The sequence below is a fragment of the Gulosibacter sediminis genome (assembly GCF_023370115.1).
Classification (GTDB): domain Bacteria; phylum Actinomycetota; class Actinomycetes; order Actinomycetales; family Microbacteriaceae; genus Gulosibacter; species Gulosibacter sediminis_A.
Map to the genome: position 1 here is coordinate 2,548,669 of NZ_CP097160.1, position 25,485 is coordinate 2,574,153.

Below are 25,485 nucleotides of genomic sequence, written 5' to 3' on the forward strand. Positions count from 1 at the left end.
CGCTATTCGGTGGCGGCGTCCAGCCCGAACTCGCGCGCGAGCTCGACGAGCGAGTGCTCGCGGGTCGCGAAGTCGTAGCCGTTCGGCTGCAGAATGAGTTCGTCGGCGCCGGTGACCTGCACGAGGCGCTTGAGCCCGTCGGCGACGAGGTCGGCGGGGCCGACGTGCTGGCTACCGGCGGCGCGCTTCCAGAGGTCGCCGTTCACGACGCGCTCCGAGAACGTCTTCGCGTCCTCCGGTGTCATGGTCGGGCCGATCTCGCCGGCAAACAACTGGTACTTGAACACGCGAGTCGGCAGGTCGAGGCGGCGGCCCTCCTCGATGTTGTCGGCGACGAGCACCGACGCCGAGACCATCGCCTTCGGCTCGGCGAGCGCGGCCGACGGGCGGAAGTTCTCGCGGTAGTGGTCGAGCGCCTGCACGGGGTTGCCGTTCATCGCGAAGTGGTTCGCGTACGAGTACGCCATGCCGAGCACACCGGCGAGCTCGGCCGAGTAGAGGCTCGAGCCGAGCAACCAGATCTCGGGGGTGTTCGGCACCTCGGCGGCCGCGCGCAGCTTCTTGAACACCTCGGGGTCGACCTGCTCGTGCACGTCGCCGAGGTAGCCGGCGAGCTCGAGCACATCCGACGGATAGCGGTCGACCGTCTCGCGCGACATGTCGCGGCGCAGCGCTCGCGCCGTGATCGGGTCGGTGCCGGGCGCCCGGCCGAGCCCGACGTCGACGCGGCCCGGGTACATCGCCTCGAGCAGCGCGAACTGCTCGGCGATGACGAGCGGCGAGTGGTTCGGCAGCATCACGCCGCCCGAGCCGAGGCGGATGCGCTCGGTGCCGGTGCCGAGGTACGCGAGCGCCACGGCCGGGGCGGTCGACGCGATCGCGCCCGAGTTGTGGTGTTCGGCGACCCAGTAGCGCTCGTACCCGAGCGCATCCGCCCGCTGCACCAGCGCGTGCGAGTCGGCGAGCGCCTCCTTCGGTGTCTGCGTGGCGTTAAGCGGAATGAGGTCGAGCACCGAGAACACAGTCATGCGAAGGGATAACGCAGAACCCCCGCCGGTCATTCCGGCGCCGGATGCGCGCGCCGCGGGTATTCGGAGATCATCGGCTCGGGCACAATGGAACTCAGGGCGGTCACCGGGCCGTCGCCGCGAGAGGGGAACACATGCGCGCTTGGGGCCGAACTCGCGGCCGAGCAGTGCTCGCCACCGTCGTGGCGCTCGCCACCGCGGCGCTCAGCGGCTGCGCGGTGAGCAACATCGACGCCTCCTCCTCTGACAACGGTTACTCGCCGTTCCTGCCCGAGGTGCACAGCGACGACTCGGGCCTGCGCCAGGAGTTTGAGGCGACCCCGCAGGAGTCGCACGAGTTCTGGTCTGACCCCGAACGGCGCGACAACGCCGAGGGCATGGACTACCAGACCCCCGACAACGGCCTGCCCCCGGGCCCCGGCGACCCCGCCACCGGCGCCTATCTCTCGGCGACCGACGCGATGCCAGCCGACCCGCAGGGCTACGGCGATGTCTCCGACGCCGAGGTGTTCGACCGCGGCGGGCTCGGCGCATCCACCTTCGGCCGCCTCTACTTCACCTTCGACGGCGGCGACACCTATGTCTGCTCCGCCACGGTCGTGAACTCGACCTCGGGCAGCATCATCGCGACCGCCGCGCACTGCGCCGCGCAGACCGACGGCTCGGGCCAGCTCGCGCAGTCGATGTACTTCATCCCGGGCGATCGCGACAACGGCCGCGAAACCCCGTACGGCACCTGGGCCGCAACCGAGATGGTCGTGCCGCAGCAGTTCATCGACGGCGCGATCACCGACAAGTCGGGCATGCTCACGAGCGAAGAGGGCTGGAACTACGACTTCGCCTTCATCAAGCTCGAGGAGCAGAACGGCCAGACGATCCAAGAGGTCACCGGCGCGCAGGGCATCGCCTTCGGCGTGCCCGTCGACTACCTCACCCAGGTCGGCTACCCCTCGGCCGCGCCGTACGACGGCACCGAGGAGTACATGTGCGCCTCGACCCAGTTTCAGTCGAACTGGCAGGGCGGCTACGCGCACTCGTGCACCATGACGCAGGGTTCGTCGGGCGGCGGCTGGCTCAGCGACTACGACGCGACCACGGGCACCGGCTACCTCGTCGGCGTCACCTCGACCGTCGACGAGATTCGCGGCACCGCGAACACGCCGGTGCTCGGGCAGACGGCGCTCGACCTCTACACCGACCTGGATGAGGGGTAGCGCCATGGCATCGAACCGGCGGATGCGCGTCACGGCCAGCGCGCTCGGCGCCCTGCTCGCGGTGAGCGCGCTCGCGGGCTGCGCGAACCTCGAGAGCTTCGGCATCAACTCCGAGGTGCAGCCGTGGGCGGTCGCGAACCACGACGACAAGCTCAGCTACCACTCTGACGCGGGCGACGCCCTGCTCAACCTCGACACGACCACCGGCCTCGCCGAGCTCGAGGCGTTCCAGGCCGTCGGCTACCACCACGTCGAGTCGCCCGACAGCTCACTGCACATGGAGTACGAGACGTCGGTCGACGGTGAAAGCTACGTCTCGCAGCTGCACACGAACGTCGAGGGCTACTCGTTCGACCAGTCGCACCGCGGCGGCGAGACTGAGACGTACTACCTGCTCGGGGATGCGGTAAAAGAGGTCGCGAGCGAGGGCAACAGCTGGGTCTCGGTGCCGACGGGCGACCTGGGCCGCGCCAAGACCCCCGAGAATGTCTGCCAGCTGTTCGCAGTGTCGTACACCTGCGCGCTCATCGACGCCTGGAACTCGTCACGCGAACAGCTCGGCACCGTGCCGGTCGAGCTCTCGCGGGCCGAGGACGGCAGCCAGCACTTCGCGACCGCCGTGTCGTACGCCTCGCTCGTCGAGCAGGGCCTCATCTCGGATTCCTTCTCGAACTACTCGAGCGAGGAGACCGACGCGACGCTGATCCCCATGCACCTCTGGGTCGACGAGACCGGCCTCGTCACGAAGGTCGAGATCAACGGCGTCATCACCGGCGCCGACGCGAGCGAGCTCGCCGTGCAGATTGGCTTCGAGCTCACCTCGACGCGGGCGTCGACCGAGATGACGCCGGTCGAGGCGGGCGACATTCCCGACGACGACCTCTACGAGATCACCACGCAATCCCAGCTCGACACGTTCTTGCAGCAACTGGCGCAGGTTTAGGAAGTAGGACGACCATGACGCACGACGCAGCCGAACCCGGCGAGCCGCAGCCGAACCGCGGCGCCATGCCGCCGCTGCCGCCCATGGCGCAGCCGGGGCAGGCGAGCGAGACGCAGGCGAGCGCCGCGCAGGCACAGCAGCCGCAGCCATCCCAACGGCAGCCGTCGACTGCGGCTCAGGGCCCGCAGCCGCAGGGCGCACAGCAAGCGCAGCCCCAGCAGTCGCCTTCGACCCAGCCCCACCAGCCAGCCCAGCGCCAGCAGGATGCGCAGCGCCAGTACGGCGTGCCGGCGCGCGGCCAGTCCTACGGCCAGCCTGGGCAGCCCGGCCCCATCCAGCCCGGCCAGCCCCAGCAGGGCCCCTCGCTCTCGAGCCAGCTCGGCGGCACGGCGGCGACGCAACCGCAGCATCCGGGCGCCGCGGCGTACCCCCGCCCCGCGCATCCGACCGCCGGGCAGCCGGGCCAGGCCCCCGCATCCGCCGCCCCGGCCGAGCCGAAGCGCAAGCGCAACCGCGCGGTGCCGTGGCTCGTGCTCGGCCTGCCGATCATGCTCGTCGTCGGCGTCATCGCCGGCTACCTGCTCGCGACGAACTACAACTCGTTCGACAACCGCGCGGTCGAGGACTCGGTGGCGCAGGTGCTGCGCAACGACTACGGCCTGAGCGACTTGCGCTCGGTCGACTGCCCGAACTGGATCAAGGTCGAGCAGGGCCAGTCGTTCCAGTGCGAGTTCGAGTACGCGGGCGGCACGCAGACCGTCACGGTGACGCAGGGCTCGCAGTCGGGCCAGCTCGTCGTCGGCGCCCCCGAATAACCGGCCGCTACGCCCAGCTGAGCACGACCCGCGCGGCCTGCTCGGGCACGGTCACGTCGACGCCGGTGAGCTCGTGAAAGCGGTTGAGCCGGTTGGTCAACGTGTTGCGGTGGCAGAACGTCTCGCTCGCGGCCTCGGCCACGTTGCCGCAGCGCAGGTACGCGCGCACCGCCGACTCGAGGTTGCCGCGCTCGGCAACACCGCAGTCCGCGAGCGCGGCCGCGATGTCGTCGGCGATGCTGAGCCGGCGCTCCTCGAGGTGTCGCCGCAGCAGCTTCGCCCAGTCGCGCGCGGGCGTGAGCGCGCGGCCCGTGCCCGGCTCGGCGAGGCCGCCGAGGGCTGACGCGAGCTCGGCGGCGTCGTGCAGGCCGGCGAAGCCGTCGACCTCGGCGATCAGGCCGAGCTCGACCTCGCGCAGCTCGGCCAGCGCATCCTGCACGACCCTCGCCGGCACACCGCGCTGGCTGAAGAACGCGAGCAGGCTCTGGCCGCTGAAGTTCGTGAACACCTCGAGGCCGATGCGCTCGAGGTGCGTCACCGCGGTGCTCAGGGCCGACACCGAGCCGCCCGTCGCGACGGCGACCGTGAGGGTCGCCTCGGGCAGGATGCCGAGCTCGGTCGCGATCGAGGCGCAGCGCTCGGGCGGGGGCGGCGGCGACTGGAACAGCTCGGTGATGAGCGCGCGGCGGGCGAGCGCGGCGAGGTCGGACTGCCGGCGCACCTCGTCGAGGTACGACTCCTGCGTCGCGCGGGCGTAGGTGTCGACGACGCGCCAGACGAGCATCGAGTGCCGCAGCAGCAGGTCGGCGTCCTCCGGCGCCGAAACCGTGACGATCTCGTTCCAGATGAGCGCGAAGTCGAGGCGAATCGCCGTCATGAGCGAGGCCATCGGAATCTGGGCCCGCGCGCGGGTCGCGCCCACCTCATCCGCGATCGCGATGAGCTGGCTCGCGTCACCCGCCGTCAGCGTTGCGAGCAGCGCGTCGAATGAAAGGTAGGCGATGCGGCGAATCTCGCTGAGCGGGATGCGCGGGTCGCGATACTCGGGCACCTCGCGCACCGCGACGAGGTAGCGCTCGGCGAGGTGCTCGGCCTCGACTCGGCCGAGCAGTTCGCGCCACCGGCGGCGGTCGCCCGGCTGCGGCCAGTTCGCGAAATCGATCGTCGCGATGCCGGCCGCTTCGGCGAGCTCGGGGAACTCGGCTTTCGCGACGGGCGTCGGTGACTGGTCAGGCTGTGCGGGGGTGTCCTGCATCATTCGCCCAGGATACGGGCATTTGCACAATCTGAGGCCGATGTTAGCGACGGATGCCAGTCGAAAGCGTGCCGAATTCCTGGTTGGCTTACCCCAATTGGCAACGACGCCCCCATCAGAGGAGCACACATGACAACCCAAAACTCCCCCACCTCAAACATTGAGGTCGGCGCAACCCGACAGCTCAGCACCAAAGAAGCGAACAAGGTTGCGCTCGGTGCGCTGATCGGCACCGCCCTCGAGTGGTACGACTTCTTCCTGTTCTCGGCCGCCGCGGCGCTCGTGTTCAACGTGCACTTCTTCGCGTCGGAAGACGCGACCGCGGCCGCGATGGCCTCGTTCGCCACCTTCGGTGTCGGCCTCGTCGCCCGCCCCATCGGTGGCATCATCTTCGGCCACCTCGGTGACCGCATCGGCCGCCGCAAGGTGCTCATGATCACCATCGTCGGCATCGGCATCGTCACCGGCCTCATCGGTGCGCTGCCCGACTTCGCCGCGATCGGCATCGCCGCCCCGATCCTGCTCGTGCTGCTGCGCATCGCGCAGGGTCTGTTCGTGGGTGGCGAGTGGTCGGGCGCCATGACGATCGTCGTCGAGAACGCGCCGCTTGAGCGCCGCGCCATCTACGCTGCGATCCCCCAGATCGGCTCGCCGATCGGCACCATCTTCTCGTCGGGCGGCTTCTTCCTCGTCGTGAAGTTCCTCTCCGAGGACACCTTCAACTCGTGGGGCTGGCGCATCCCGTTCCTCGCCGCGATTCCGCTGCTGTTCATCGCGATCTACATCCGTTCAAAGCTCGAAGAGTCGCCGGTGTTCAAGGAGCTCGTCGAGTCGGGCGAGACCGTGAAGAGCCCGCTCGCCGAGACGCTGAAGCGCTCGTGGAAGCAGATCATCGTCGGCATGGCCGCCGCCCTCCTCGGCGTCGGTGGCTTCTACCTCGTCACGTCGTTCATCGTCTGGTACGGCACGAACATCCTCGGCTACTCGAGCGACCTCATGCTGCTCGGCAGCATGATCGCCGCCGTCGTCGAGATCCCCGTGCTCATCACCGGTGGCCGCCTCGGCGCCCGCTTCGGCGCGAGCAAGGTGATCTTCTGGGGTGGCCTCGCCTCGGCCATCGCCGCGGTGCCCGCGTTCTTCATGATCGTCTCGGGCGTCGAGATCCTCGTGATCATCGGCATGACCCTCGCGGTCGCCGCGCTGTCGTTCCCCTACGCCGCCTCGGGCACCGTGCTCACCGGCCTGTTCCCCGCGAAGACTCGCTACACCGGCGTCGGCCTCGCGCAGAACACCGCGGGCATGCTCTCGGGCTTCGTGCCGATGGTCGCCACCGGCACCGTCGCGGCCGCCGGCGACCACTGGTGGCCGGCCCTCGCGCTGCTCGTCTTCCTGTCGCTGTTCACCGCCGTCGCCGGCCTCATCGCGCCGCGCCTCAGCGTGAACCTGCCCGGCTTCAAGCACTAGTTCCACCCACCCCAACCACTCGAACATAGGAGTTCAACCTCATGCAGTCCGCCGGGCACCTCATGGTGCAGACACTGGAAGCCCATGGCGTCGAACGGGTTTACACCGTTCCGGGCGAAAGCTTCCTCGACATCCTCGACGGGCTGCATGACTCGAGCATCTCGACGGTGGTGTGCCGCCAGGAGGGCGGTGCCGGATTCATGGCGCTTGCCGAGGGTCGCCTCGGCAACACTGACGGCGCCGTCCTGCCCGGCGTCGCGATGGTTACCCGCGGGCCGGGTGCCGCCAACGCGATGATCGCCGTGCACACGGCGTACCAGGATGCGACCGCGCTCGTGCTCTTCGTCGGCCTTGTGCCGATCCGCGACCGCAGCCGCGAATCCTTCCAAGAATTTTCGATCCACAGCTGGTTCGGCTCGACCGCGAAGCGCGTGCTGACGCTCGAGGATGCCGACCAGGCTGGGAGCCTCGTCGCCGAGGCGATGCAGGTCGCCGCATCCGGCCGCCCCGGCCCCGTCGTCATCGGCGTGCCCGAGGACGTGCTGCGCCACACGACCGCCGCCGAGGTGCCCGAGGTGCGGCCGCTCGCCGCACCCATCCCGGCCGAGGCCGAGCTCGACGCGCTCGCCGAACGCCTGCGCGCCGCCTCGAAGCCGATGCTCGTCGTCGGCGGCGATGCCTGGCACGGCGACGACGGCGCCCGCGTGCTCGCTTTCGCCGCTCGCGCTGGCGTGCCGGTACTCGCGGATTTCCGCAGCTACGACGCCGTGCCGCACCACGGTGAGGATGCGCAGCGCGCCTGGGGCGGCATGCTTGGCTACGGCCGCGGCGCCTCGATGGCGGTCGCGCTCGACGAGGCCGACCTGCTCCTCTGCGTCGGCTGCACGCGCTCCGACGTCATGAGCGAGGGCTACACCGCGGCGATGGACGCCGAGACGGTCGTCGCGCTGCCCGACCCCTCGCTGCTGCAGCACGCGGGCCGACTCGACCAGTTCATCCTCGCCACCCCACACACCTTCGCGCAGGCGCTCGAGTGCCTCGACGGCGTCGACGTGCGCGGCTCGCGCGACGACACCTGGATGCTCGGCCGCGCCGACGCGCAGGCCCGCTTCAGCACTGCGCCGACCGAGGCCGACCCCGAGGCCGGTCTCGACCTCGACGTCGCGTTCGGCGAGCTCGAGCGCGCCCTGCCCGCCGACCGCGCCGTCACCTACGGCGCCGGCAACGCGACGATCTGGGGCCACCGCTACCTCTCGCACGCGAGCTCAGCGAGCCTCGTAGGCGCCCGCAACGGCGCGATGGGCCTGGCGGTGCCCGCGGCGATCGCCGCCGGCTTCCTGCGCCCCGATCGCCCCGCAGTCGCGGTGTGCGGTGACGGCGACTTTCTCATGAACGGCCAGGAGGTCGCGACCGCGGTGGCGAACCACCTGCCCGTGCTCTTCCTCGTCGTCGACAACTCGCGCTACGGCACGATCGTGCAGCACCAGGAGCGCGAGTACCCGGGCCGCGTCTCGGGCACCGACCTGCAGAACCCCGACTTCGGGGCCTGGATGCGCGCGTACGAGACCGACGCCGCGCCCGCGTTCGGCGCTCGGGTCACCTCGAACGAGGAGTTCAGCGCGGCGCTCGGTGAGGCGCTCGCCGCGCTCGAGCACGGCCCCGCGCTGCTCCACCTCGTGATTGACCGCAACACCATGCCGAAGAACGCCTAAGGAGTCGTCATGCAACTCGATCTGATTGTGTCCGCCAAGAAGATCATCACCCTCGACGACACCCGCCCCGAGGCCACCCGCATGGGTGTGATCGGCGAGCGCATCGTCGGCTTCGACGAGGAGCTCGACGGCTGCACCGCCGCCTGCGAAGAGGACTTCGGCGACGCCGTGCTCGTGCCCGGTTTCATCGACGCCCACTGCCACACGACCTGGTGGGGCCTCGGGCTCACGGCGATTCAACTCGATCAGGCGCGCGGCCTCGACGACCTGTACGAGCGCATCCGTGCCGAGGTGGCCCGGCTCGACGCCGCGGGCGCCGCGCCCGACGCCTGGGTGCACGGCACCGGCTTCAACCAAAAGCACCACGGCGGCGAGTTCCCCGACATCAAGGTGCTCGACGAGCTCACCGGCGACCGCCCGCTCTACCTTCGCCACACCTCGGGCCATGCCGCGATCACGAACACCGCGACGCTGCGCCTCGTCGGCGCCCTCGAGGACGGCTTCGAGAACCCGACCGGCGGCACGATCGTGCGCGACGACGCGGGCGCGCCGACCGGCCTCGTCGAGGAGGCGGCGCAGAGCCTGATTCAGTCGCTGCTGCTGCCGTACTCGAACGAGGAGATCGCGGCCGCGCTCGACGCCGCGACCGAGCGCTACGCGGCCGAGGGCATCACGAGCTTCTGCGAGGCAGGCATCGGCGGCGGCTGGATCGGCCACAGCCCGATCGAGGCTTCGGGGTACGCGCTCGCGCGCCGCACCGGGCGTTTGCATGCCCGCGCCACGCTCATGCCCGCGATCGACTCGCTCAGCGAGCTGTCGGCGAACTCGGCCGACTTCCGTGGCGAGGGCGAGGGACTCGGCGTGAGCCTCGGCGTGCCCACCGGCTTCGGCGACGACTGGGTGCACTTCGGCCACATCAAGGCCTTCATGGACGGCTCGCTGCTCGGCGGCACCGCCGCGGTGACCGAGTCGTTCTGCCTGCACAACCACGGCGGCGACAACAAGGGCTACCTGCTCAACTCGCCCGAGAAGTTCCGGGCGGATGTGCGGGCCGCGTACCGCGCCGGCTGGCCGGTCGCGCTCCACGCGATTGGCGACGCCGCGATCGACCTCGCGCTCGACCTCATCGAGGAGTGCCAGACCGAGTACGGCGACAACGGCGCGAAGAACCGCGTCGAGCACTTCGGTGTCTCGCGCCCCGACCAGATCGAGCGCGCCGGCCGCCTCCGCATCGTCGCGACGCCGCAGGCGAGCTTCACGATGCCGCTCGGCGACCAGGAGATGAAGATGGTCGGCCCCGATCGCGAGGGCTGGCTCTACCGAACGAAGAGCCTGCTCGACGCGGGCGTCGTCGTCGCCGGTTCGAGCGACCTCCCCGTCGCGATCAACAACGTGCGCGTCGCGCTGCAGTCGCTGGTCGACCGCACGACCGAGGCTGGTCAGGTGATGGGCCCGGATGAGGCCGTCGACGCCGAGACCGCGCTGCGCACCTACACGGTCGGCTCGGCCATCGGCACCGGCCAGCTCGCGAACAAGGGCACGCTGACCCGCGGCAAGCTCGCCGACTTCGTCGCCCTGAGCGACTCCCCGCTTACCGCTTCGCGCATCGACGAGCTCGATGTGATCGCCACCTTCGTCGGTGGCACCGCCAGCTTCGACTCGCGCGCCTAACCACAACCCGCAAAGGAGACCCACCATGGCAACGAAGGACACCGCGGCAGCCGCGTTCCTCGAAGACTTCCGTTCGATGAGCCGCAACGGCGCGACCCCGGGCGGCGGCGTTGACCGCCAGGCCGCGACCGTCGCCGACGGCCAGAACCGCAACTGGTTCCGCGGCCTCGTCGAGGGCTACGGCTTCGACGTGCGCTACGACGCCGTCGGCAACCAGTTCGCGCTGCTCGAGCTCGTGCCAGGTGCGCCGTACATCGCCGTCGGCTCGCACCTCGACTCGCAGCCGCTCGGCGGCAAGTTCGACGGCGCGTACGGCGTCCTCGCCGGCGCGCACGCCGCGAAGGCCGTCGCCGAGCTCGCCGCTGGCGCTGGCGAGTACGCGCCGAAGTTCAACCTCGCGGTGATCAACTGGTTCAACGAGGAGGGCTGCCGCTTCAAGCCCTCGATGATGGGCTCGTCGGTGTTCACCGGCAAGATCTCGGCCGAGCAGGTGCTCGAGACCACCGACCCGCACGGCGTCACGGTGCGCGAGGCGCTCGAGGCGATCGGCACCATTGGTGACTTCTCGCTCGACGTCGCCGGCTACGTCGAGCTGCACATCGAGCAGGGCCGCAGCCTCGACGACGCGGGCATCAAAATCGGCCTCGTCGAGTCGACGTGGGGCGCGAACAAGTACGAGTTCACGGTGAAGGGCGAGCAGGCGCACACCGGCGCGACCGTCATCGCCGACCGTCGCGATGCGCTCTTCGCCGCCTCGTCGATGATCGTCGCGGCGCGCGACGTCGCCGACAAGTTCACCGACGACGACGGGATGGTGATCACGTCGTGCGGCGAGATCTCGGTGTTCCCGAACTCGCCCGTCGTCGTCGCGAGCGAGGTCAAGCTGCTCATCGACGTGCGCGCGACCGACGAGCAGCGCCTCGCCGATGCCGACGCCGAGCTGTTCCGCCGCTTCGCCGAGGTCGAGGAGCGCTCGAAGTGCGAGATCGTGCGCGGCGCCGAGCACCTCTGGGGTTCAAAGGAGTACGACCGCCGCGGACTCGAGCTCGCCGCATCCGCCGCCGACTCGCTCGGTCTGTCGAAGCAGGTCGTGCGCACCCTCGCCGGCCACGACTCGACGAACATGAAGGACGTCGTGCCGACGATCATGCTGTTCGTGCCGAGTGTCGACGGCATCACCCACAACGAGGCCGAGTACACGACCGACGACGACATGGTCGACGGCGTGCGCCTGCTCACCGAGGTGCTCCGCCGCGTAACCGCCGGCGAGTTCGTCGAGGCGTAGCGACGAATCTTGAGCGGCGGATGCCGTGGTCGGGCGCGTGTCTGTACCACCGCATCCGCCGCTGCAGTTTTCCACGATCGATGCGGTTCTAACTGCATCGCTGCTAGAAAACTGCATCAAGCGGCGAAACAGGCCTCGCGCCTAGCCCCCGACGACGCCGCCGAAGGCGAGGCCGAGCAGGTAGGTGACGGCGGCCGCGCCGTAGCCAATGAGCAGCTGCCGCAGCGCGCGCTTCCACGGCGCGGCGCCCGACAGCACGCCGACGATGCCACCCGTGAGCAGCAGCGCAATCCCGACGATGCCGGCCGCGAGCACGATCGCGGGCAGTCCGTGCATGCCGAAAATCCACGGCAGCACCGGGATCACGGCGCCGCCCGCAAAGAACATGAAGCTCGACATCGCGGCCCCCATCGGGGTGCCGATCTCTTCGTGCTCGTCGGTCTCGGGCTCCGGCTCAACCTCGGCCGCGGTACGCTCGGGCGTCTCGTCGGGGCCGAGCCCCGCGGCGACGCGGTGCACGATGAGCGTCTCGGTCGCCTTGCGCTTCGCCTCGTCGGGGCCGAGACCGCGGGCGCGGTAGACGAGCGCAAGCTCGTTCTCGTTCACGTCGAGCGCGGGAATCTTGCGGTCGGTGTCGGGGTTCGGGGTGGATGCGCGCAGCAGCTCGCGCTGGCTCGATACCGACACATACTCGCCGGCCGCCATCGAGAGCGCGCCCGCGAGCAGGCCCGAAATACCCGTCGCGAGCACGTAGCCCGCGGGCACACCGGTGGCGCCGACGCCGAGCACGAGCGCGAGGTTCGAGACGAGGCCGTCGTTCGCGCCGAACACGGCGGCGCGAAACGTGCCGCTCATCCGCGCCCGCGACCGCGTCGCGAGCGAGCGCACGACCTCGGCGTGAATCGCCTCGTCGGCGTCCATCTGGTCGGTCGCGTCGGGGTCGTCGGCGTAGGGCGAGCGCGTCTCGGCATTCTGCATCAGCGCGAGCGTGAATACCGAGCCGAAGCTGCGCGCGAAGCCGGTCAGCAGCCGCGTGCCAAGGCCCGGCCGCACCTTCTTCTCGGCGTGCACGCCGAGCTTGTCGCGCCAGTGCTGCTCGTGGCGCCCCTCGGCCTCCGAGAGCGCGAGCAGAATGCGGCGCTCCTCACCCTGTCGGCGGCTCGCGAGGGCGCGGTACGTCGCCGACTCGGCCCGCTCATTGGCGAGGTAGCGCCGCCAGCGTCGAATGTCGGCCGGCGACGGATCGGGACGATTTGCGATGCGATCAGGCACGACGCAAGTTTACGTCAGGTCCCGTCGGCGCCCGCGAGCACCGCATCCTCAAGCCGCATGAGCCAGCGCCGGTTCGCGGGGAACGGCGAGAGGATGCCGCTGAGGTACACGAACGTGAGGTCGCGCTCGGGGTCGTGCCACGCCATCGACGCGTTCGAGCCGTTGTGGCCGTAGGCCCGCTCGCTCGAGCGCCGGCCGAAGGCGGATGCGCGCATCAGGTCGGGCCCCGGGTGGCCGAGCTGGTAGCCGTTGCTCCACCACGTGTGCGAGCCGGCATAGCGGTCGAACTCGCCCTCGTTGCTCGGGGTGAGCAGTTGCCGCACCGTCTCCGCCCGCAGGCCGAGCGCCAGGCCATCGTGCCCCGGCGCGACCGCCTCGAGCAGGGCCGCGAGGTCGCCGGCCTGCGTCCACACCCCGCCCGCGGGAATCGTCGCGCGGCGCACCCGCTCGCGGTTGAGCACGGCCGCGGTGACGCTCGCCGTCGGCTCGGTCGCGCGAAACGGCACCGCCCGCCAGCGCTCGGTGCGCGGCAGCGTCGCGAACGTCGAGTCGAGCCCGAGCGGGCGAAGGATGCGATCGCGCAGCAGCGACTGCAGCTCGCGTTCGCCCGTGGCCCCGAACGCGACCTCGGCAAGCATGAACCCCCAGGCGAGCCACTCGTAACTGGGCCGACGCACCTGCGCGCCCGCGGGCATCCGGGTCGGCGTCGCCCGGGCGATGTTGCCGGTCGCGCGCCCCCAATCGGTCATTGACGCGACCTCGGCGAGAGTGCCGCCGACGCGCGGCAGGCCCGAGCGGTGCTGCAGCACCTCGCGCACCGTGATGCGCGCCTTCTCGGATGCGCCGGGCGCCTCGGCCGCGAACGCCGGCCAGTACGCGGCGACGGGCTCGTCGACGTCGAGCAGGCCGTCGTCGTGGAGCGCCCAGATCAGCGTCGCGAGCCAGAGCTTCGATACCGAGAACGGCCAGAACAGGGCGTCCGCGCCGACGCCGAAGCGTGCATCCGCAAGGGTCTCACCGCCACGGCGCACGAGCAACTGCGCGGGACCGCCGCGTCGGCGCGCGAGCGCGAGCGGCGCGTCGAGCCAACCAGGCGGGCTACTCGCCGCGCGAGCCCGCATCCGTGACCGAAACGTCGACCTGCGAGAAGTTCTGGAACGAGCGCGACGCCGTCGGCCCGCGCTGCCCGAAGTACCGCGACTGGTACTCCTTCGAGCCGTACGGTAGCTCGGCGGGAGAGGAGAGTTGGAAAAAGCAGAGCTGGCCGATCTTCATGCCCGGCCAGAGCTTGATCGGGAGCGTCGCGACATTCGAGAGCTCGAGGGTGACGTGTCCCTGAAAGCCCGGGTCGATGAAGCCGGCCGTCGAGTGGGTGAGCAGGCCAAGTCGACCGAGCGAGCTCTTGCCCTCGAGGCGCGCCGCAACGTCGTCGCCGAGCGTCACCTGCTCGAACGTCGACGCGAGCACGAACTCGCCCGGGTGCAGGATGAACGCCGCGTCCGAGTCGATCTCGACGAGGTGCGTGAGGTCGGGCTGCTCCTCGGCCGGGTCGATGTAGGGGTAGTTGTGGTTGTTGAAGAGCCGAAAGTATCGGTCGAGACGCACGTCGACGCTCGAGGGTTGCACCGCCTGAGGGTCCCAGGGGTCAAGGCCGATCTTGCCGGCGTCGATGCCGGCGCGGATGTCGCGGTCGCTGAGCAGCATCCCTCAAGCGTAGGCGACGCTCGCAGCGATTCCTGACCGGAAAAGGTCGACACCCCCGCGCTGGTGCGAGCGCGGGGGTGCCGAGTTGAAGGGCGGGCTTGCGGGCCAGTCTTCGGGGGTTATTCAGCGGCGACGACGTCGCGGCCGCCGAGCTGCTTGTCGAGGTCAAGGATGCCAGAGCCGTTGCCGTCGAGGAGCTCGAGGCGACCGATGATCTCGCTCACGGTCGACTCCTCTTCGATCTGCTCGTCGAGGAACCAGTGCAGCAGCGGGCGCGAGTCGATGTCGCCCACCTCGTCGGCGATGCGGTAGAGGTTGCGGATCGACTCCGACACGAGCTCCTCGTGCGCGAGCGAGGCCTTGAAGGCGTCGAGCGGGTTGTCGACGGTCTTGCCCTCGAGCTGGATGCTCTGGATGACCGGGTGCGCGTCGCGGTCGAGCAGGTATTGCGTGAACTTCTGCGCGTGCTCGATCTCTTCTTCGGCCTGGGCCCAGAACCACTGCGCGAAACCGGTGAGGTCGATCGCCTCCATGTCCGCAGCGAGCTGACGGTAAACGAGCGATGCGGTGTACTCGAGTCGAACCTGGTCGTTGATGGCGTCTGCGTACTTCTGGTCGATCTTCATGGCAGCAACGATATGGGCCCAGTCTGGGATTCGCTAGCATGCTTAGCCTAGCCTCTAAATTGAATGAATCAATTTTGTGAGGTTCGCACTGAAACGTCGTCAGTGGGCCGAATGTTGCTAGAGTTGCACAGGCGCATTGCGCTCTGGGGCTGTAGTTCAATGGTAGAACTTCTGCTTCCCAAGCAGACAGCGCGGGTTCGATTCCCGTCAGCCCCTCCACATATCCGGCCCTTCTGAACCCTGGCCCGGCTCCGCCGACGCCCGCCGCGCGACGCGATGCGTCGCCCACCTGCGGCGAGCGGGGTTCGATTCCCGTCAGCCCCTCCACCTATCCAGGCCTTCTGCCGCACGCCTATCGCTAGCGGATACCCCGGACACCCTCCGGGAACGAATGGGGCAGTATTCGACCCGAGCTGTCGTGTTGAAGGGCGGCCGCTGTTGTACGTGCGTGCGGGACTGCCTCAAAGGACGCCAGTATCTGCGCAGCACTCACAAAGTCGCGAACAATTTCGTCGCGGGCGCCCTTTCGCCACGCGATGGAGACCACGGCCGGAGTGATGTCGATGACTGGAACGAAGGAAAGGCCGGGGCGACTGTAATAGCGCTTCGTAGAAGCCTGCGTAAATGCGACGCCCCTACCGTTGACGATCGCTTCGAAGCACTCGTCTACAGTTCCGACCTCCGCGCCGATCCGTACCATGGTGCCCTGCCGTTCCTCCGTGGCGAGCCAGAAGTTGCGCCAGTACTCGGGAGACCGTCGAGCTACGAATGGTTCTGTCAGGACCTCTTCGACGCTGACGGATCCGGCCTCGGCGTATTTCGACGAGCTTGGGACAACGAGGACGCGTGGTTCGAAGAACAACGTTTCGACTCCTAGCCAGTCCTCCACAATCAGGGGAGGCCGAACGAACGAAACGTCGGTTCTTCCGTCCGCGAGTCCAACGTAGGGGTCTGTGAGATCGAACGATTCCATATCGACTCTCACGTTCGGGTGGAGGGCTTTGAACGCAGAGAGGATTTGTGGGGTGAGTTCTGCGGCGGCGTTTGCTTGAAATCCGACGCGCAAGATTCCCGGCTTTGCTGTGTGGCGATTGCGCGTTTCGTTCGCGACACGGTCCGCTCGCGCTAGGAGCGCTCTTCCTTCGAGTAGCAGCACATCGCCTGCTGGGGTGAGCGCCACATTGCGACTGTCGCGGATCAAGAGCGGAGTTCCGAGTGACATCTCGAGCTTGCGAATCTGCACGCTAAGAGCAGGTTGCGAGAGGTGAAGTCGCTGCGCAGCCCGGCCAAAATGTAGCTCTTCGGCGACGACGACGAAGTGCGCTAACTGCCTGAGGTCCAACGTTGGCTCCACCGTCTCAGGCTGTCACGTAGGAGTCGCCACGTCCATTCGCAATTTTCTATTGGTTCACGGGCGTGCCGTCCATTTCTTATCGGTCATTGCTCTCGACCCCCGAGATGGGTCGAATAGTTCCACCCCTGCAGCACGCGGGGGACTGAGATCAGAGAGGATTTCACATGACCAGCTCAACAGTCACCACACTGCATGCCGAGCAATGGGCAAGGATGTTGACGGAACTCAACAACTCCGACGCCGAGATCCAGGCGCACGGCAAATACTTCACCTGCTCGTACCTCCTTGACATGAGCGCGCACACGTTCGTTATTGAGGTGTACGACGGGCAGATTACCGAGGTCACCGTCGATCCAGGACCTATCGAGAAGCCTTACCAGTTCGCGATCAGGGCCAGTGAAGAGACCTGGCGCGGCTTCGGTCAGCCCGTCCCAGCGCCGATGTACCACGGCATCTGGGCAGCCTCATTCCAGCGTGACATGCGTCTCGAAGGGGACGTGCTGGTGCTCATGCAGAACCTCCGGTGCATCACGCGACAGATCGAGCTTCTGCGCCAGACCGGCGTCCCCGTCTAACCAAACACTAAGGATAATGATGTCCAACATTTCACCAGTCACCGGACGCTACGTCACTGTCGACGTCGATGGACTTCGATACAAGGTCTTCTACCTCGAAAACGGGACCGGCCAACCATTGCTCTGTCAGCACACCGCTGGTTGCCACAATCATCAGTGGCGCGACCTTCTCGAAGACGAGGAGGTCACGAGCAAATACCGTGTCATCGCCTACGACCTTCCTCGACACGGAAAATCCGACCCACCAGAGAACACCGAGTGGTGGAAGAGCGAGTACAAGCTCACCGCTGACCACTATGCGAACCTCATCATCGCCCTCGCGGACGCGCTGGAACTCGAAAACCCTATCTTTATGGGTTCGTCGTTCGGCGGCAACATCGCCCTCCAACTCGCTCATCGCCGTCCGGACCGTTTCGGCGGGGTCATTCCAGTCGAAGGTGCCGACTACTCCCCCGGCTTCTACCTCGACTGGTGGCAGCATCCACATGCCAACGCCGCGCAAGTGTGTGCGTCTGGCGTGTGGGATCTGATGGCGCCCCAGTCGCCGGATGCCGACCGGTGGAAGACTTGGTTCTACTACTCACAGGGCGCCGAGTCGTTCAAGGGCGATCTGCACTACTACTCTGTCGACCACGATCTCCGTGGGCATCTCGAAGAGATCGACGGGTCGGCTTGTCCAGTCGTCATGTTGACCGGTGATTACGACTACCTCACCACGCCCGAGGACAGCGCACGCACCGCGGCACAGATCCCAGGTGCATCATTCATCGAGATGAAGGACATTGGACACTTCCCGATGAGCGAGAACTACCCCGTGTTCCAGCCCTACCTCTTGCAGGCGTTAGGGCTTATTGAACAAGCGGCCCTCACGCACAGCTCGTAGGCACCCTCCCCGACGTGATGGTGCTCCTCATCTCCGCAGACTGCGGAGCACCATCACTCGGTGAATCCAGCCCGGACCACACACGCACCCGCCGAGGCGAGAGCCCGTCCCATCATCACCGACGCACAACTGATCGATTCAATTCCCACCGAGGTCTTCGTTGCGCGGACGTGGAGGGCTCCCACCGATAAACGCTGAACCTGCCGGCCCGCGCTACAGCAGCGCCTCAATATCGCCCGACCCAAGCACGTTCGGGTCGCGATCGCGCAGCAGCAGCGCAAGCCGCGCCGTCTCCTCGAGCTCCTCGGCAGCCGCGACGGCGGCGGCGAGCGTCGCCCCCGCGACCAGCGAGCCGTGGTGCGCGAGAATCACCGCCGGCGCGCGCGTGGCTGCCTCGCGGATCTCGGCCACCGCATCCGTCGTGCCGGGTTTGAAGTACGGCACGACGGGCACGTCGCGGCCGACGCGCATCACGAAGTACGGCGTCAGCGGCGGGATGAGCGGCTCGCCCTCGCGCCAGAGGCAGCTCAGCGCCGTCACGTAGGTCGAGTGGAGGTGCACGATCGCACGGGCGTCGGGGCGCGCCTCGTACATCGCCCGGTGCATCGGCACCTCCTTGCTCGGCTTGCCACCACCGATGTGCTGAAACTCACCATCAAGCTCCGAGAGCGCGTTCGCGTCGAGGCGCCCGAGCGAGGAGTTCGTCGGGGTCATGAGCAGTCCCCCGTCGACTCGCACGCTGAGGTTGCCGGCGGTGCCAACGGAGTACCCGCGATTGAAGAGGCTCGCGCCAAACTCCACGAGCTGCTGGCGAGTTTCGTGATTACGCAATCGAGGTTTCCTTATCTGCGGCGAGCGCGGTTACACAAAGATGTCAGCAACGAGCAGCGAGACGAGGCAGGTCGCCCACGCGATCGTCGTCGGCACCGACCAGGTCAGCAGCTGGTGCTTGACCTCCTTGACACCGAGCATGCGGTTGACGACCCAAAACAGCGAATCGTTGAAGTAGCTGAACACCATCGCGCCGAGACACGCGGCCTGCGCGGCGAGCGCGAGGTTCACATCGGGCATCGTCGCGAGAATCGGCGCCGAGAGCGAGGCCGAGGTGATGATCGAAACGGTGCCACTGCCCTGCACGAGGCGCACGGCCGAGGCGATCACGAACGGAATCAAAATGGCAGGCAGCGGCAGCTGCGAGACGAACTCACCGAGCGCGTCGCCCACACCGCTGTCGCGAAGCACCTGGCCGAGCGCGCCACCGGCACCGGTGACGAGCAGGATGATGCCGGCCTGGTCGATGCCCTTCTCCATGGTCGCGAGGGTAGTCTGGCGCTTCTGGCCGACGGTCAGGCCGTAGATCGCAGCGATGACGCCGAGGCCAACCGCGATAACCGGGTTCCCGACGAAGGATGCGGTGCCAACGAGCCACTCGGGCAGCACGCCGGGCGCGCTGGTCGCCACCGCGTTGATGCCAGTGTTGGCGAAGATGAGCACGATGGGCAGCAGGATGGGCAGCATCGACATGAACAGCGACGGCAGCTCCTTCTCGCGCTCCTCGGCGAGGCTGTTGAACTCGCTGACCGCCTCGGCGGCGCTGAGCTTCGTGCCGGTGTCGACCTCGATCATCTTCTCGATCTTCGGGCCCATGTACTTCGCGTAGAGCGTCACCGTGAAGATCGCGGGGATCGTGAGGATCACGCCGTAGAGGATCATCTCGCCGATGTTCACGTCGAAGATACCGGCCGCGCCGAGCGGGCCCGGCGTCGGCGGCACGGCGTGGTGGGTGAGCACGAGACCGCCAGCGAGGGCGATGCCGAGCGTGAGCACCGAGCGTCCCGCGCTGCGCGAGAGCGCCTTCACGAGCGGGTTCAAGATGACGAACGCGCTGTCGACAAAGATCGGGATCGACACGATGTAGCCGGCGACCGCGAGCGCCCACTCCTCCTTGCGCTTGCCGAGCCAGCGCAGCAGCGTAATCGCAAGCTTCTCGGCCGCGCCGGACGCCTCGAGAATGGCGCCCATCATGACGCCGAAACCGACCACGAAACCGATCGTGGCGAGCGTCGAGCCGAAGCCGGAAGAAATCGATCCGACGGTGTCTTCGGGCGACATGCCCGCCGACAGGCCCGCGATCGACGCGGCAATGACGAGGGCGAGCAGCGCGTGAATCTTCGTGCGCAGCACCAGGAAGATGAGGACGGCGATGGCGACGGCGAGGCCGACGAAGGCCCACGGGCCGACCGTCACGGCGCCCTCGGCCTCCGTGGCGGCGAGCACGGCCGACCGCGAGACGCCAACGGCGTCAATGAGTGCAATGTTCATTTGGGGTAGCTCCGTTGCTGCCTAGTTGCCGGTGACGAACTCGTCGCGGTACTGCCGCACGACGTCGGTGAACTGCTCGTCCTTGATAAAGCCGAGGGCGAGCGGGCGGGCGACGTCGAAGTTACCGGGCCACGAGCACACGATGTCCATGACCGCGGCGTCGTGCGCTTCGGTGACCAGCGCGCGAGCGTCCTCGCCCCCGACGGTGCGCAGCGCATCCAGCATCTCGGCAACCGTGACGCTGATGCCGGGCACGTTCACGGTGCGCCACGAGCCGAGCTGCTCGCCGGCCAGGTCGAAGCCGTGCACGAGGTTCGTCACGGCCGAGTCGGGCGACGAGAGCCACATGCGGGTGTCCTGCGGCACCGGCAGCACCGAGGCCTCGCCGTTGAGCGGTTCGCGCAGGATACCGCTCGCGAACGAGGATGCGGCCGAGTTCGGCTTGCCGGGGCGCACCGAAATCGTGGGCAGGCGGAAGACGCGGCCGTCGACGTAGCCCTTGCGCGAGTACTCGTTGACGAGCAGCTCGCCGATGGCCTTGAACGAACCGTAGGTCGACTCGGGCATGCTCGCGAGCGTCTCGGGCACGACGGCGGGCATCTCGCCGCCGAAGACGGCGAGCGACGAGGTGAAGACGAAGCGGGGTCTGGTGCCGCCGGCGCGCGCGGCCTCGAGCAGGGCGCGCGTCGCCTCGACGTTGACGCGCATGGCGAGGTCGAAGTCGACCTCCGAGCCGCCCGACAGGATCGCGGCGAGGTGGAACACGCCGGCGGTGTCGGTGCCGACCGTCTCGCGCAGCAGCTCGACGTCGCCGATGTCACCGACTACCGATTCGACCCGGGGGTCTTGGATCTTCGACGCCGCGAGGTCAAGCGACACGATGCGATCGAATTCGACCTGCAGCGAGCCCTCGTCGGCTCGGCGAAGCAGTTCGCGGATCACGCGGCTGCCGAGGAATCCGGCGCCACCGGTAACGATGATTTTCATGGAGTGCTGGCCTTTCAGCGGGATTGATGAGGGATACGCCGGCGCGCGGGATGCGCTAGCGAACGGTGGACGGGGTTTGGAGGACTTCGAGGCCGGCCTCGACGAGGGCGTCGTGGGCTGACTCCGGCAGGTCGGCGTCGGTCACCAGCCCGTCGAAGCGCTCGAGCGCGATCGACTTGAGCGGCATGACGCGGCCGTACTTCGTGCTGTCGGTGACGAGGAAAACTCGACGGGCGTTGTCAGCCGCCGTGTTCTTCACGACGTTCTTCGCCTCGGTGTGCACCGAGCTGCCGCGCAGGTCGAACGCCGGGGTCGAGATGAACGCGACATCAAAGTTGAACTCGCGGATCGCATCGGCGGTCGCGCGACCCTCGGCCGAGAGGTTGGCCCGGTCGATCGCGCCGGCGGCGAGGTGGAGCTCGTTCGTCGAACGCTCGGCGAGCCACTGGGCGATGACGAGGTCGTTCGTGACCACGACAAGGCCCTCCTGCGCGACGAGGGCCTTGGCGATCTCGAGGGTCGTCGTGCCCGCGTCGAGGAAGATGACGTCGCCCGCCCCCACGAGGGTCGCGGCGAGCGCGCCGATCGCGGCCTTCTCATCCGGCCGCAGCGCGGCCTTGTCGGCGTGCGCGAGGTCGAGCGACAGGCGCGACGGCAGGGTGACGCCCCGCGCCACCGAGCTCACGCGCCCGGCCGACTCGAGCGCGGCGATGTCGCGGCGCACCGTCATGTGCGAGACGTCGAGCGCCTCGACGAGCTCGGCGATCGTGAGGCTGCCGCGCTCGGTGAGCAGCCGCATGATCGTGCGCTGCCGTTCGACGGGAATCATCGCTCGCCCTACCAGTTCTCGTAGGCGTCGAGCCAGCCGAGGCCCTCGACCGTGCCCGCCGCCGGCCGGTATTCGCAGCCGACCCAGCCGTTGTAGCCCGTGCGGTCGAGCGCCTCGAGCACGAACGGGTAGAACAGCTCGCCGCGATCCGGCTCGTTGCGCGCCGGCACCGAGGCGAGCTGCACGTGCCCAATCAGGCCGGCCAACCGCTCGACGAGGTGGGTGATGTCACCGTCGGTGAGCTGCGCGTGATAGAAGTCGAACTGCAGCCGCACGTTGTCGCGGTCGATCTCGTTGATGAGTTCGACGGTGTGCGCGACCGTCGGCAGGTAGTACCCGGGGTTGTCGTACGCGTTGAGCGATTCGAGCACGAGCAGGCGCCCCGCATCCGCCGCCTGCTCGGCGGCCCAGCGTACGTTTTCGACGTAGTGGGCGCGGAGCTCGGAGTCGTGAATGTCGGCCGCAAAGCCCGACATGAGGTGCAGCTTCGGGCAACCGAGCACCTCGGCGTACTCGAGCGCCTGGAAAATGGATGCGCGGAACTCGTCCTCGCGCCCGGGCAGGGCCGCGAGGCCCTTCTCCCCCGCGGCCCAGTCGCCGGGGTAGACGTTGAACAGCGCCATGGTGAGCCCGTGCTCGTCGAGGCGAGCACGGAGCTCCTCGGCCGGCCACTCGTACGGGAAGAGGAACTCGACGGCCTTGAAGCCCGCGTCGGCCGCGGCGGCAAAGCGGTCGAGGAAGTCGAGCTCGGTGAACATCATCGAGAGGTTGGCGGCGAACTTCGGCATTAGCGTGACTCCCTTGTCGTCTGGTCGTTGAGGCCCTGTGCTCGCGAGAAGAAGTCGACGTCACCGAAGTTGCCGCTCTTCAGCGCGAGCTCGAGGGTGCCGTCGAGCGAGCGCACCCACGGCACGCCCGGCGCGATCTGGGGGCCGATATGGAAGCCCTCGACGCCGAGCGAAGTCGTGACGATGCCCGAGGTTTCGCCGCCCGCGACGATGAAGCGCGTCACACCGGCGCCGCGCAACTCAGCGGCGAGCCAGGCGAACAGGCCCTCGATGGTGGCGGAGGTCGTTTCGGCGCCGTAGCGTTCCTGCAGCCCGCGCACGGTGGCGGGGTCGGCGGTGGCGTAGACGAGCGGCGCAGGGTTCGCCGGCTGCTCGAGCACCCAGGCGAGCACCTCCTCGCGGTAGGCCGTCTGCTCGGCAGCGGCCTCGGTGAGCAGGCGGTCGACGTCAACGGCGAGCGACGGCGCGACCTCGCGGTAGGCGGCGACCTGCTTGTTCGTCATCTCGCTCGCCGAGCCCGAGAACACGACCGTGCGGCCCTCGATGGCCTCCCAATCGCTCGCCGCGCTCGTGGCCGTGCCCGCCGCATCCCGGCCGCTCAGCGCGCGGGCGAGGCCGCCGCCGATGCCCGAGCCGCCGGTCACGAGCGGCAGGTCGGCGGTCGCCTCGCCGATCGCGGTGAGGTGCTCGGCGGTGAGCGTGTCGGTCACGGCATAGCGGATGCCCTGCTCGCGCAGCTGCGCCATGGCCTCGCGAATCGCCTTGGCGCCGCGATCGATCACCGTCACGGGGATCACTGCCGCCTTGCCCTCCGACTGCGCCTCCATGAGGCGTACCAGGCTCGCGTCGGTCATCGGCGTCACCGGGTGGTTGCGCATGCCCGACTCATCGAGCGGCACGCCGTTGACGAAGAGGTAGCCGTTGTAGACGGTGCGGCCGTTCACCGGCAGCGCCGGGCTGACCACCGTGATGTCGGCGCCCGCCGCCTGCATGAGGGCGTCGGTCACCGGGCCGATGTTGCCCTCGGGCGTGCTGTCGAAGGTTGAGCAGTACTTGAAGATGATGCGCTCGGCGCCGGCGTCGCGCAGCGCCTCGTGCGCGGCGAGCGACTGCGCAACCGCGTCGCCTGCGGGGATCGATCGGCTCTTCAGGCTGATCACGATGGCGTCGACGTCGGGCAACGGGCCGGTGGGCACCCCGGTGAGCTGCGCGGTCCGCAAACCGCCCTCAACCAGGAATCCGGCGATGTCGGTCGCCCCGGTGAAGTCGTCGGCGATGACTCCGAGCTGTAGAGCCACGTGCCCTCCTCATTGATTGACACTGGGCGCACCAAAATGCACCACAATTTCACATATCTTCACAAGATAGCACTCTGTGGCACGGCGAGCACGCCGACCGATTTGTGACGCCGGGCTACGCGCGGGGAAGTTTCGCCCAGTCGCGCTCGTTACGTTGCCGATAGGAGGTACAACATGACCGAGTATTTTGACCGCAACGACCGTGACTACACCAAGGTGTACAAGGAGCACACGCCCGACATCTTGAAGAAGTTTGGTGAGTTCGACGCCGCCGTCTTCGCCAAGGAAGGCCGCGAGATCCCGCTCAAGTACCGCGAGCTCATCGCCCTCGCCGTCGGCATCACGACGCAGTGTGTCTACTGCATCGACGCGCACTCGCAGAACGCGGTGAAGGCTGGTGCGAGCGAGGCCGAGCTCGCCGAGGCTGCCTGGGTCGCAACCGCGATCCGCGCCGGTGGCGGTTACGCCCACGGTCGTCTCGCGTTCAAGCTCGCGGGCGACGCGGGCCACACGCACTAGTCGCGCGACAGCGCCTTCCAACACCGGGTCGCGCTCGGGCGCCGGAGTGCTCGTCGCGGCCCGCCCATCCGCCTAGCCCGCGTCACACGGCGACTCGCAAGTTGAGCGGGTCGCCGTGTCGGCGTGAACTTGAGGCATGAGCACCACCGACACCGCACGACCCGGCCGCCTGGCGGGCAAGGTCGCCTTCATCACCGGCGCGGGCACGGGCATCGGCCTCGCCACCGCGCAGCGCTTCATCGAGGAGGGCGCGGTCGTCGCCGCGGCCGACCTCACGCCGCCGGCCGCGAGCGACTCGCTGCTGCCGCTGCAGGTCGACGTGCGCGACCAGGCGAGCCTGGATGCGGCGGTTGCGGCCACGCTCGAGCGCTTCGGCCGCATCGACGTGCTGTTCGCGAACGCGGGCGTGCTGTTGCCCGAGGCCCCGGCCGAGGAGCTCGACGAGGCCACCTGGAACACCGTCATCGACATCGACCTCTCGGGTGTCTGGCGCACCGCGAAGGCGGTCTTCCCCGCCCTGAAGCAGAACCCGACCGGCTCGAGCGTGATTCTTGCCTCGTCGACCGCGGGCATTCGCGGCGGCGCGAACACGAGCGCCTACACGGCCGCAAAGACCGCACTCGTCGGCCTCGCGAAGGTCAGGGCGCACGAGCTTGGCGGGTTCGGCGGCCGCGTGAACACGACGCATCCGACCGCTGTTGGCACCGACCTCGTGCTCAACGAGGGCAACCTCCGCCGCTACCGCCCCGACCTCGCCGACCCGACGCCCGAGGACGTCATCGAGCCGTTCAAGCGCGGCAAGCTGCTCGACGTGCCGTGGATCGACCCCGTCGACGTCGCGAACGCCGTGCTCTTCCTCGCCTCCGATGAAGCCCGCTACATCACGGGCGCGAATCTTACGATCGACGCCGGCTCCACCACCAAGTGGGGCTAGGCAGATA

24 protein-coding genes and 1 tRNA gene are annotated in these 25,485 nt (G+C 68.3%); 12 read left to right on the forward strand and 13 right to left on the reverse strand.

The window, feature by feature from the left end; genetic code table 11:
• Positions 1-2 precede the first annotated feature (2 nt).
• Positions 3-1,028, reverse strand: a complete 1,026-nt coding sequence (locus M3M28_RS11770) for an LLM class flavin-dependent oxidoreductase (protein WP_249386640.1) — start codon at positions 1,026-1,028, stop codon at positions 3-5.
• Between the two features lie 134 nt (positions 1,029-1,162).
• On the opposite strand from M3M28_RS11770, the gene M3M28_RS11775 reads away from it, so the two are divergent.
• Genes M3M28_RS11775 through M3M28_RS11785 form a run of 3 tightly spaced genes read left to right on the forward strand, consistent with a single transcriptional unit; the run spans position 1,163 to position 4,000 of the window.
• Positions 1,163-2,242 (forward strand): trypsin-like serine peptidase, encoded by a 1,080-nt coding sequence (locus M3M28_RS11775; RefSeq protein WP_249386641.1) that lies wholly within the window; start codon positions 1,163-1,165, stop codon positions 2,240-2,242.
• 4 nt (positions 2,243-2,246) lie between these two features.
• Positions 2,247-3,185 carry a hypothetical protein gene (locus M3M28_RS11780; RefSeq protein ID WP_249386642.1) on the forward strand — a complete coding sequence of 313 codons (939 nt, stop codon included), beginning with the start codon at positions 2,247-2,249 and terminating at the stop codon, positions 3,183-3,185.
• Between the two features lie 14 nt (positions 3,186-3,199).
• Entirely contained in the window at positions 3,200-4,000 is an 801-nt protein-coding gene (locus M3M28_RS11785; RefSeq protein WP_249386643.1) for a DUF4333 domain-containing protein, read from the forward strand.
• A 7-nt stretch (positions 4,001-4,007) separates the two neighbouring features.
• On the opposite strand, the gene M3M28_RS11790 is transcribed toward M3M28_RS11785, so the two are convergent.
• Entirely contained in the window at positions 4,008-5,258 is a 1,251-nt protein-coding gene (locus M3M28_RS11790; protein WP_249386644.1) for a helix-turn-helix domain-containing protein, read from the reverse strand.
• A gap of 126 nt (positions 5,259-5,384) precedes the next feature.
• Between M3M28_RS11790 and M3M28_RS11795 the strand changes: the two genes are divergently transcribed.
• The 4 genes from M3M28_RS11795 to M3M28_RS11810 are packed head-to-tail and all read left to right on the forward strand — an operon-like array spanning position 5,385 to position 11,387.
• Complete coding sequence (locus M3M28_RS11795; protein ID WP_249386645.1) at positions 5,385-6,719, forward strand: MFS transporter; 1,335 nt, start codon at positions 5,385-5,387, stop codon at positions 6,717-6,719.
• A 41-nt stretch (positions 6,720-6,760) separates the two neighbouring features.
• The gene (locus tag M3M28_RS11800; protein ID WP_249386646.1) at positions 6,761-8,431 is read left to right on the forward strand and encodes a thiamine pyrophosphate-dependent enzyme; all 1,671 of its coding nucleotides are present in this window, start codon (positions 6,761-6,763) and stop codon (positions 8,429-8,431) included.
• Between the two features lie 9 nt (positions 8,432-8,440).
• Positions 8,441-10,102 (forward strand): amidohydrolase, encoded by a 1,662-nt coding sequence (locus tag M3M28_RS11805; RefSeq protein WP_249386647.1) that lies wholly within the window; start codon positions 8,441-8,443, stop codon positions 10,100-10,102.
• 25 nt (positions 10,103-10,127) lie between these two features.
• Entirely contained in the window at positions 10,128-11,387 is a 1,260-nt protein-coding gene (locus M3M28_RS11810) for a M20 family metallo-hydrolase (protein ID WP_249386648.1), read from the forward strand.
• Positions 11,388-11,528: 141 nt separating this feature from the next.
• Here the strand turns inward: M3M28_RS11810 and M3M28_RS11815 are convergent, their stop codons facing one another.
• From M3M28_RS11815 to M3M28_RS11830, 4 genes are all read right to left on the reverse strand, one after another.
• Positions 11,529-12,659 carry a VIT1/CCC1 transporter family protein gene (locus M3M28_RS11815; protein WP_249386649.1) on the reverse strand — a complete coding sequence of 377 codons (1,131 nt, stop codon included), beginning with the start codon at positions 12,657-12,659 and terminating at the stop codon, positions 11,529-11,531.
• Between the two features lie 14 nt (positions 12,660-12,673).
• A complete protein-coding gene (locus tag M3M28_RS11820; protein ID WP_249386650.1) occupies positions 12,674-13,780 on the reverse strand; it encodes a serine hydrolase domain-containing protein in 1,107 nt (368 codons plus the stop codon).
• Positions 13,758-14,363: a dCTP deaminase gene (gene dcd, locus M3M28_RS11825; RefSeq protein WP_249386651.1), complete on the reverse strand. Its 606-nt coding sequence runs from the start codon at positions 14,361-14,363 to the stop codon at positions 13,758-13,760. Before dcd ends, M3M28_RS11820 begins: the two co-directional genes overlap by 23 nt.
• Positions 14,364-14,482: 119 nt before the next feature.
• A complete protein-coding gene (locus tag M3M28_RS11830) occupies positions 14,483-14,989 on the reverse strand; it encodes a ferritin (protein WP_249386652.1) in 507 nt (168 codons plus the stop codon).
• Positions 14,990-15,134: 145 nt separating this feature from the next.
• Here M3M28_RS11830 and M3M28_RS11835 point away from each other — a divergent pair.
• Positions 15,135-15,208, forward strand: a tRNA-Gly gene (locus tag M3M28_RS11835).
• Positions 15,209-15,347: 139 nt separating this feature from the next.
• On the opposite strand, the gene M3M28_RS11840 is transcribed toward M3M28_RS11835, so the two are convergent.
• The gene (locus tag M3M28_RS11840) at positions 15,348-16,343 is read right to left on the reverse strand and encodes a LysR family transcriptional regulator (protein WP_249386653.1); all 996 of its coding nucleotides are present in this window, start codon (positions 16,341-16,343) and stop codon (positions 15,348-15,350) included.
• A 164-nt stretch (positions 16,344-16,507) separates the two neighbouring features.
• Here M3M28_RS11840 and M3M28_RS11845 point away from each other — a divergent pair, with 164 nt between their 5' ends.
• Together M3M28_RS11845 and M3M28_RS11850 are read left to right on the forward strand one after the other, a co-directional pair.
• Positions 16,508-16,918, forward strand: coding sequence for a hypothetical protein (locus M3M28_RS11845; RefSeq protein WP_249386654.1), 411 nt, complete (start codon positions 16,508-16,510; stop codon positions 16,916-16,918).
• 16 nt (positions 16,919-16,934) lie between these two features.
• Entirely contained in the window at positions 16,935-17,801 is an 867-nt protein-coding gene (locus M3M28_RS11850) for an alpha/beta fold hydrolase (protein WP_249386655.1), read from the forward strand.
• Positions 17,802-18,014: 213 nt separating this feature from the next.
• Here M3M28_RS11850 and otnC read toward each other — a convergent pair whose 3' ends face one another.
• The 6 genes from otnC to otnK are packed head-to-tail and all read right to left on the reverse strand — an operon-like array spanning position 18,015 to position 24,025.
• Positions 18,015-18,632, reverse strand: a complete 618-nt coding sequence (gene otnC, locus M3M28_RS11855) for a 3-oxo-tetronate 4-phosphate decarboxylase (RefSeq protein WP_249386656.1) — start codon at positions 18,630-18,632, stop codon at positions 18,015-18,017.
• 30 nt (positions 18,633-18,662) lie between these two features.
• Positions 18,663-20,123: a GntP family permease gene (locus M3M28_RS11860; RefSeq protein WP_249386657.1), complete on the reverse strand. Its 1,461-nt coding sequence runs from the start codon at positions 20,121-20,123 to the stop codon at positions 18,663-18,665.
• A gap of 21 nt (positions 20,124-20,144) precedes the next feature.
• Positions 20,145-21,110 (reverse strand): D-erythronate dehydrogenase, encoded by a 966-nt coding sequence (gene denD, locus M3M28_RS11865; protein ID WP_249386658.1) that lies wholly within the window; start codon positions 21,108-21,110, stop codon positions 20,145-20,147.
• A gap of 55 nt (positions 21,111-21,165) precedes the next feature.
• On the reverse strand, positions 21,166-21,939 hold the full coding sequence (locus M3M28_RS11870; protein ID WP_249386659.1) for a DeoR/GlpR family DNA-binding transcription regulator: 774 nt from the start codon (positions 21,937-21,939) through the stop codon (positions 21,166-21,168).
• Between the two features lie 8 nt (positions 21,940-21,947).
• Positions 21,948-22,727, reverse strand: coding sequence for a 2-oxo-tetronate isomerase (gene otnI, locus M3M28_RS11875; protein WP_249386660.1), 780 nt, complete (start codon positions 22,725-22,727; stop codon positions 21,948-21,950).
• Positions 22,727-24,025 carry a 3-oxo-tetronate kinase gene (gene otnK / locus M3M28_RS11880; protein WP_249386661.1) on the reverse strand — a complete coding sequence of 433 codons (1,299 nt, stop codon included), beginning with the start codon at positions 24,023-24,025 and terminating at the stop codon, positions 22,727-22,729. Before otnK ends, otnI begins: the two co-directional genes overlap by 1 nt.
• A 174-nt stretch (positions 24,026-24,199) precedes the next feature.
• On the opposite strand from otnK, the gene M3M28_RS11885 reads away from it, so the two are divergent.
• Entirely contained in the window at positions 24,200-24,544 is a 345-nt protein-coding gene (locus M3M28_RS11885; protein ID WP_125106639.1) for a carboxymuconolactone decarboxylase family protein, read from the forward strand.
• A 136-nt stretch (positions 24,545-24,680) separates the two neighbouring features.
• A complete protein-coding gene (locus M3M28_RS11890; RefSeq protein WP_249386662.1) occupies positions 24,681-25,478 on the forward strand; it encodes an SDR family oxidoreductase in 798 nt (265 codons plus the stop codon).
• Positions 25,479-25,485 lie beyond the last annotated feature (7 nt).

Bases quoted from the DNA above. Each gene is read 5' to 3' on its own strand.
- denD (WP_249386658.1), bottom strand. From the start codon at position 21,110: ATGAAAATCATCGTTACCGGTGGCGCCGGATTCCTCGGCAGCCGCGTG.
- M3M28_RS11885 (WP_125106639.1), top strand. From the start codon at position 24,200: ATGACCGAGTATTTTGACCGCAACGACCGTGACTACACCAAGGTGTAC.
- M3M28_RS11810 (WP_249386648.1), top strand. From the start codon at position 10,128: ATGGCAACGAAGGACACCGCGGCAGCCGCGTTCCTCGAAGACTTCCGT.
- otnI (WP_249386660.1), bottom strand. From the start codon at position 22,727: ATGCCGAAGTTCGCCGCCAACCTCTCGATGATGTTCACCGAGCTCGAC.
- M3M28_RS11850 (WP_249386655.1), top strand. From the start codon at position 16,935: ATGATGTCCAACATTTCACCAGTCACCGGACGCTACGTCACTGTCGAC.
- M3M28_RS11790 (WP_249386644.1), bottom strand. From the start codon at position 5,258: ATGATGCAGGACACCCCCGCACAGCCTGACCAGTCACCGACGCCCGTC.
- M3M28_RS11780 (WP_249386642.1), top strand. From the start codon at position 2,247: ATGGCATCGAACCGGCGGATGCGCGTCACGGCCAGCGCGCTCGGCGCC.
- M3M28_RS11890 (WP_249386662.1), top strand. From the start codon at position 24,681: ATGAGCACCACCGACACCGCACGACCCGGCCGCCTGGCGGGCAAGGTC.
- M3M28_RS11785 (WP_249386643.1), top strand. From the start codon at position 3,200: ATGACGCACGACGCAGCCGAACCCGGCGAGCCGCAGCCGAACCGCGGC.
- M3M28_RS11805 (WP_249386647.1), top strand. From the start codon at position 8,441: ATGCAACTCGATCTGATTGTGTCCGCCAAGAAGATCATCACCCTCGAC.
- M3M28_RS11870 (WP_249386659.1), bottom strand. From the start codon at position 21,939: ATGATTCCCGTCGAACGGCAGCGCACGATCATGCGGCTGCTCACCGAG.
- M3M28_RS11820 (WP_249386650.1), bottom strand. From the start codon at position 13,780: ATGCGGGCTCGCGCGGCGAGTAGCCCGCCTGGTTGGCTCGACGCGCCG.
- M3M28_RS11800 (WP_249386646.1), top strand. From the start codon at position 6,761: ATGCAGTCCGCCGGGCACCTCATGGTGCAGACACTGGAAGCCCATGGC.
- M3M28_RS11775 (WP_249386641.1), top strand. From the start codon at position 1,163: ATGCGCGCTTGGGGCCGAACTCGCGGCCGAGCAGTGCTCGCCACCGTC.
- M3M28_RS11770 (WP_249386640.1), bottom strand. From the start codon at position 1,028: ATGACTGTGTTCTCGGTGCTCGACCTCATTCCGCTTAACGCCACGCAG.
- dcd (WP_249386651.1), bottom strand. From the start codon at position 14,363: ATGCTGCTCAGCGACCGCGACATCCGCGCCGGCATCGACGCCGGCAAG.
- M3M28_RS11795 (WP_249386645.1), top strand. From the start codon at position 5,385: ATGACAACCCAAAACTCCCCCACCTCAAACATTGAGGTCGGCGCAACC.
- M3M28_RS11860 (WP_249386657.1), bottom strand. From the start codon at position 20,123: ATGAACATTGCACTCATTGACGCCGTTGGCGTCTCGCGGTCGGCCGTG.
- M3M28_RS11830 (WP_249386652.1), bottom strand. From the start codon at position 14,989: ATGAAGATCGACCAGAAGTACGCAGACGCCATCAACGACCAGGTTCGA.
- M3M28_RS11845 (WP_249386654.1), top strand. From the start codon at position 16,508: ATGACCAGCTCAACAGTCACCACACTGCATGCCGAGCAATGGGCAAGG.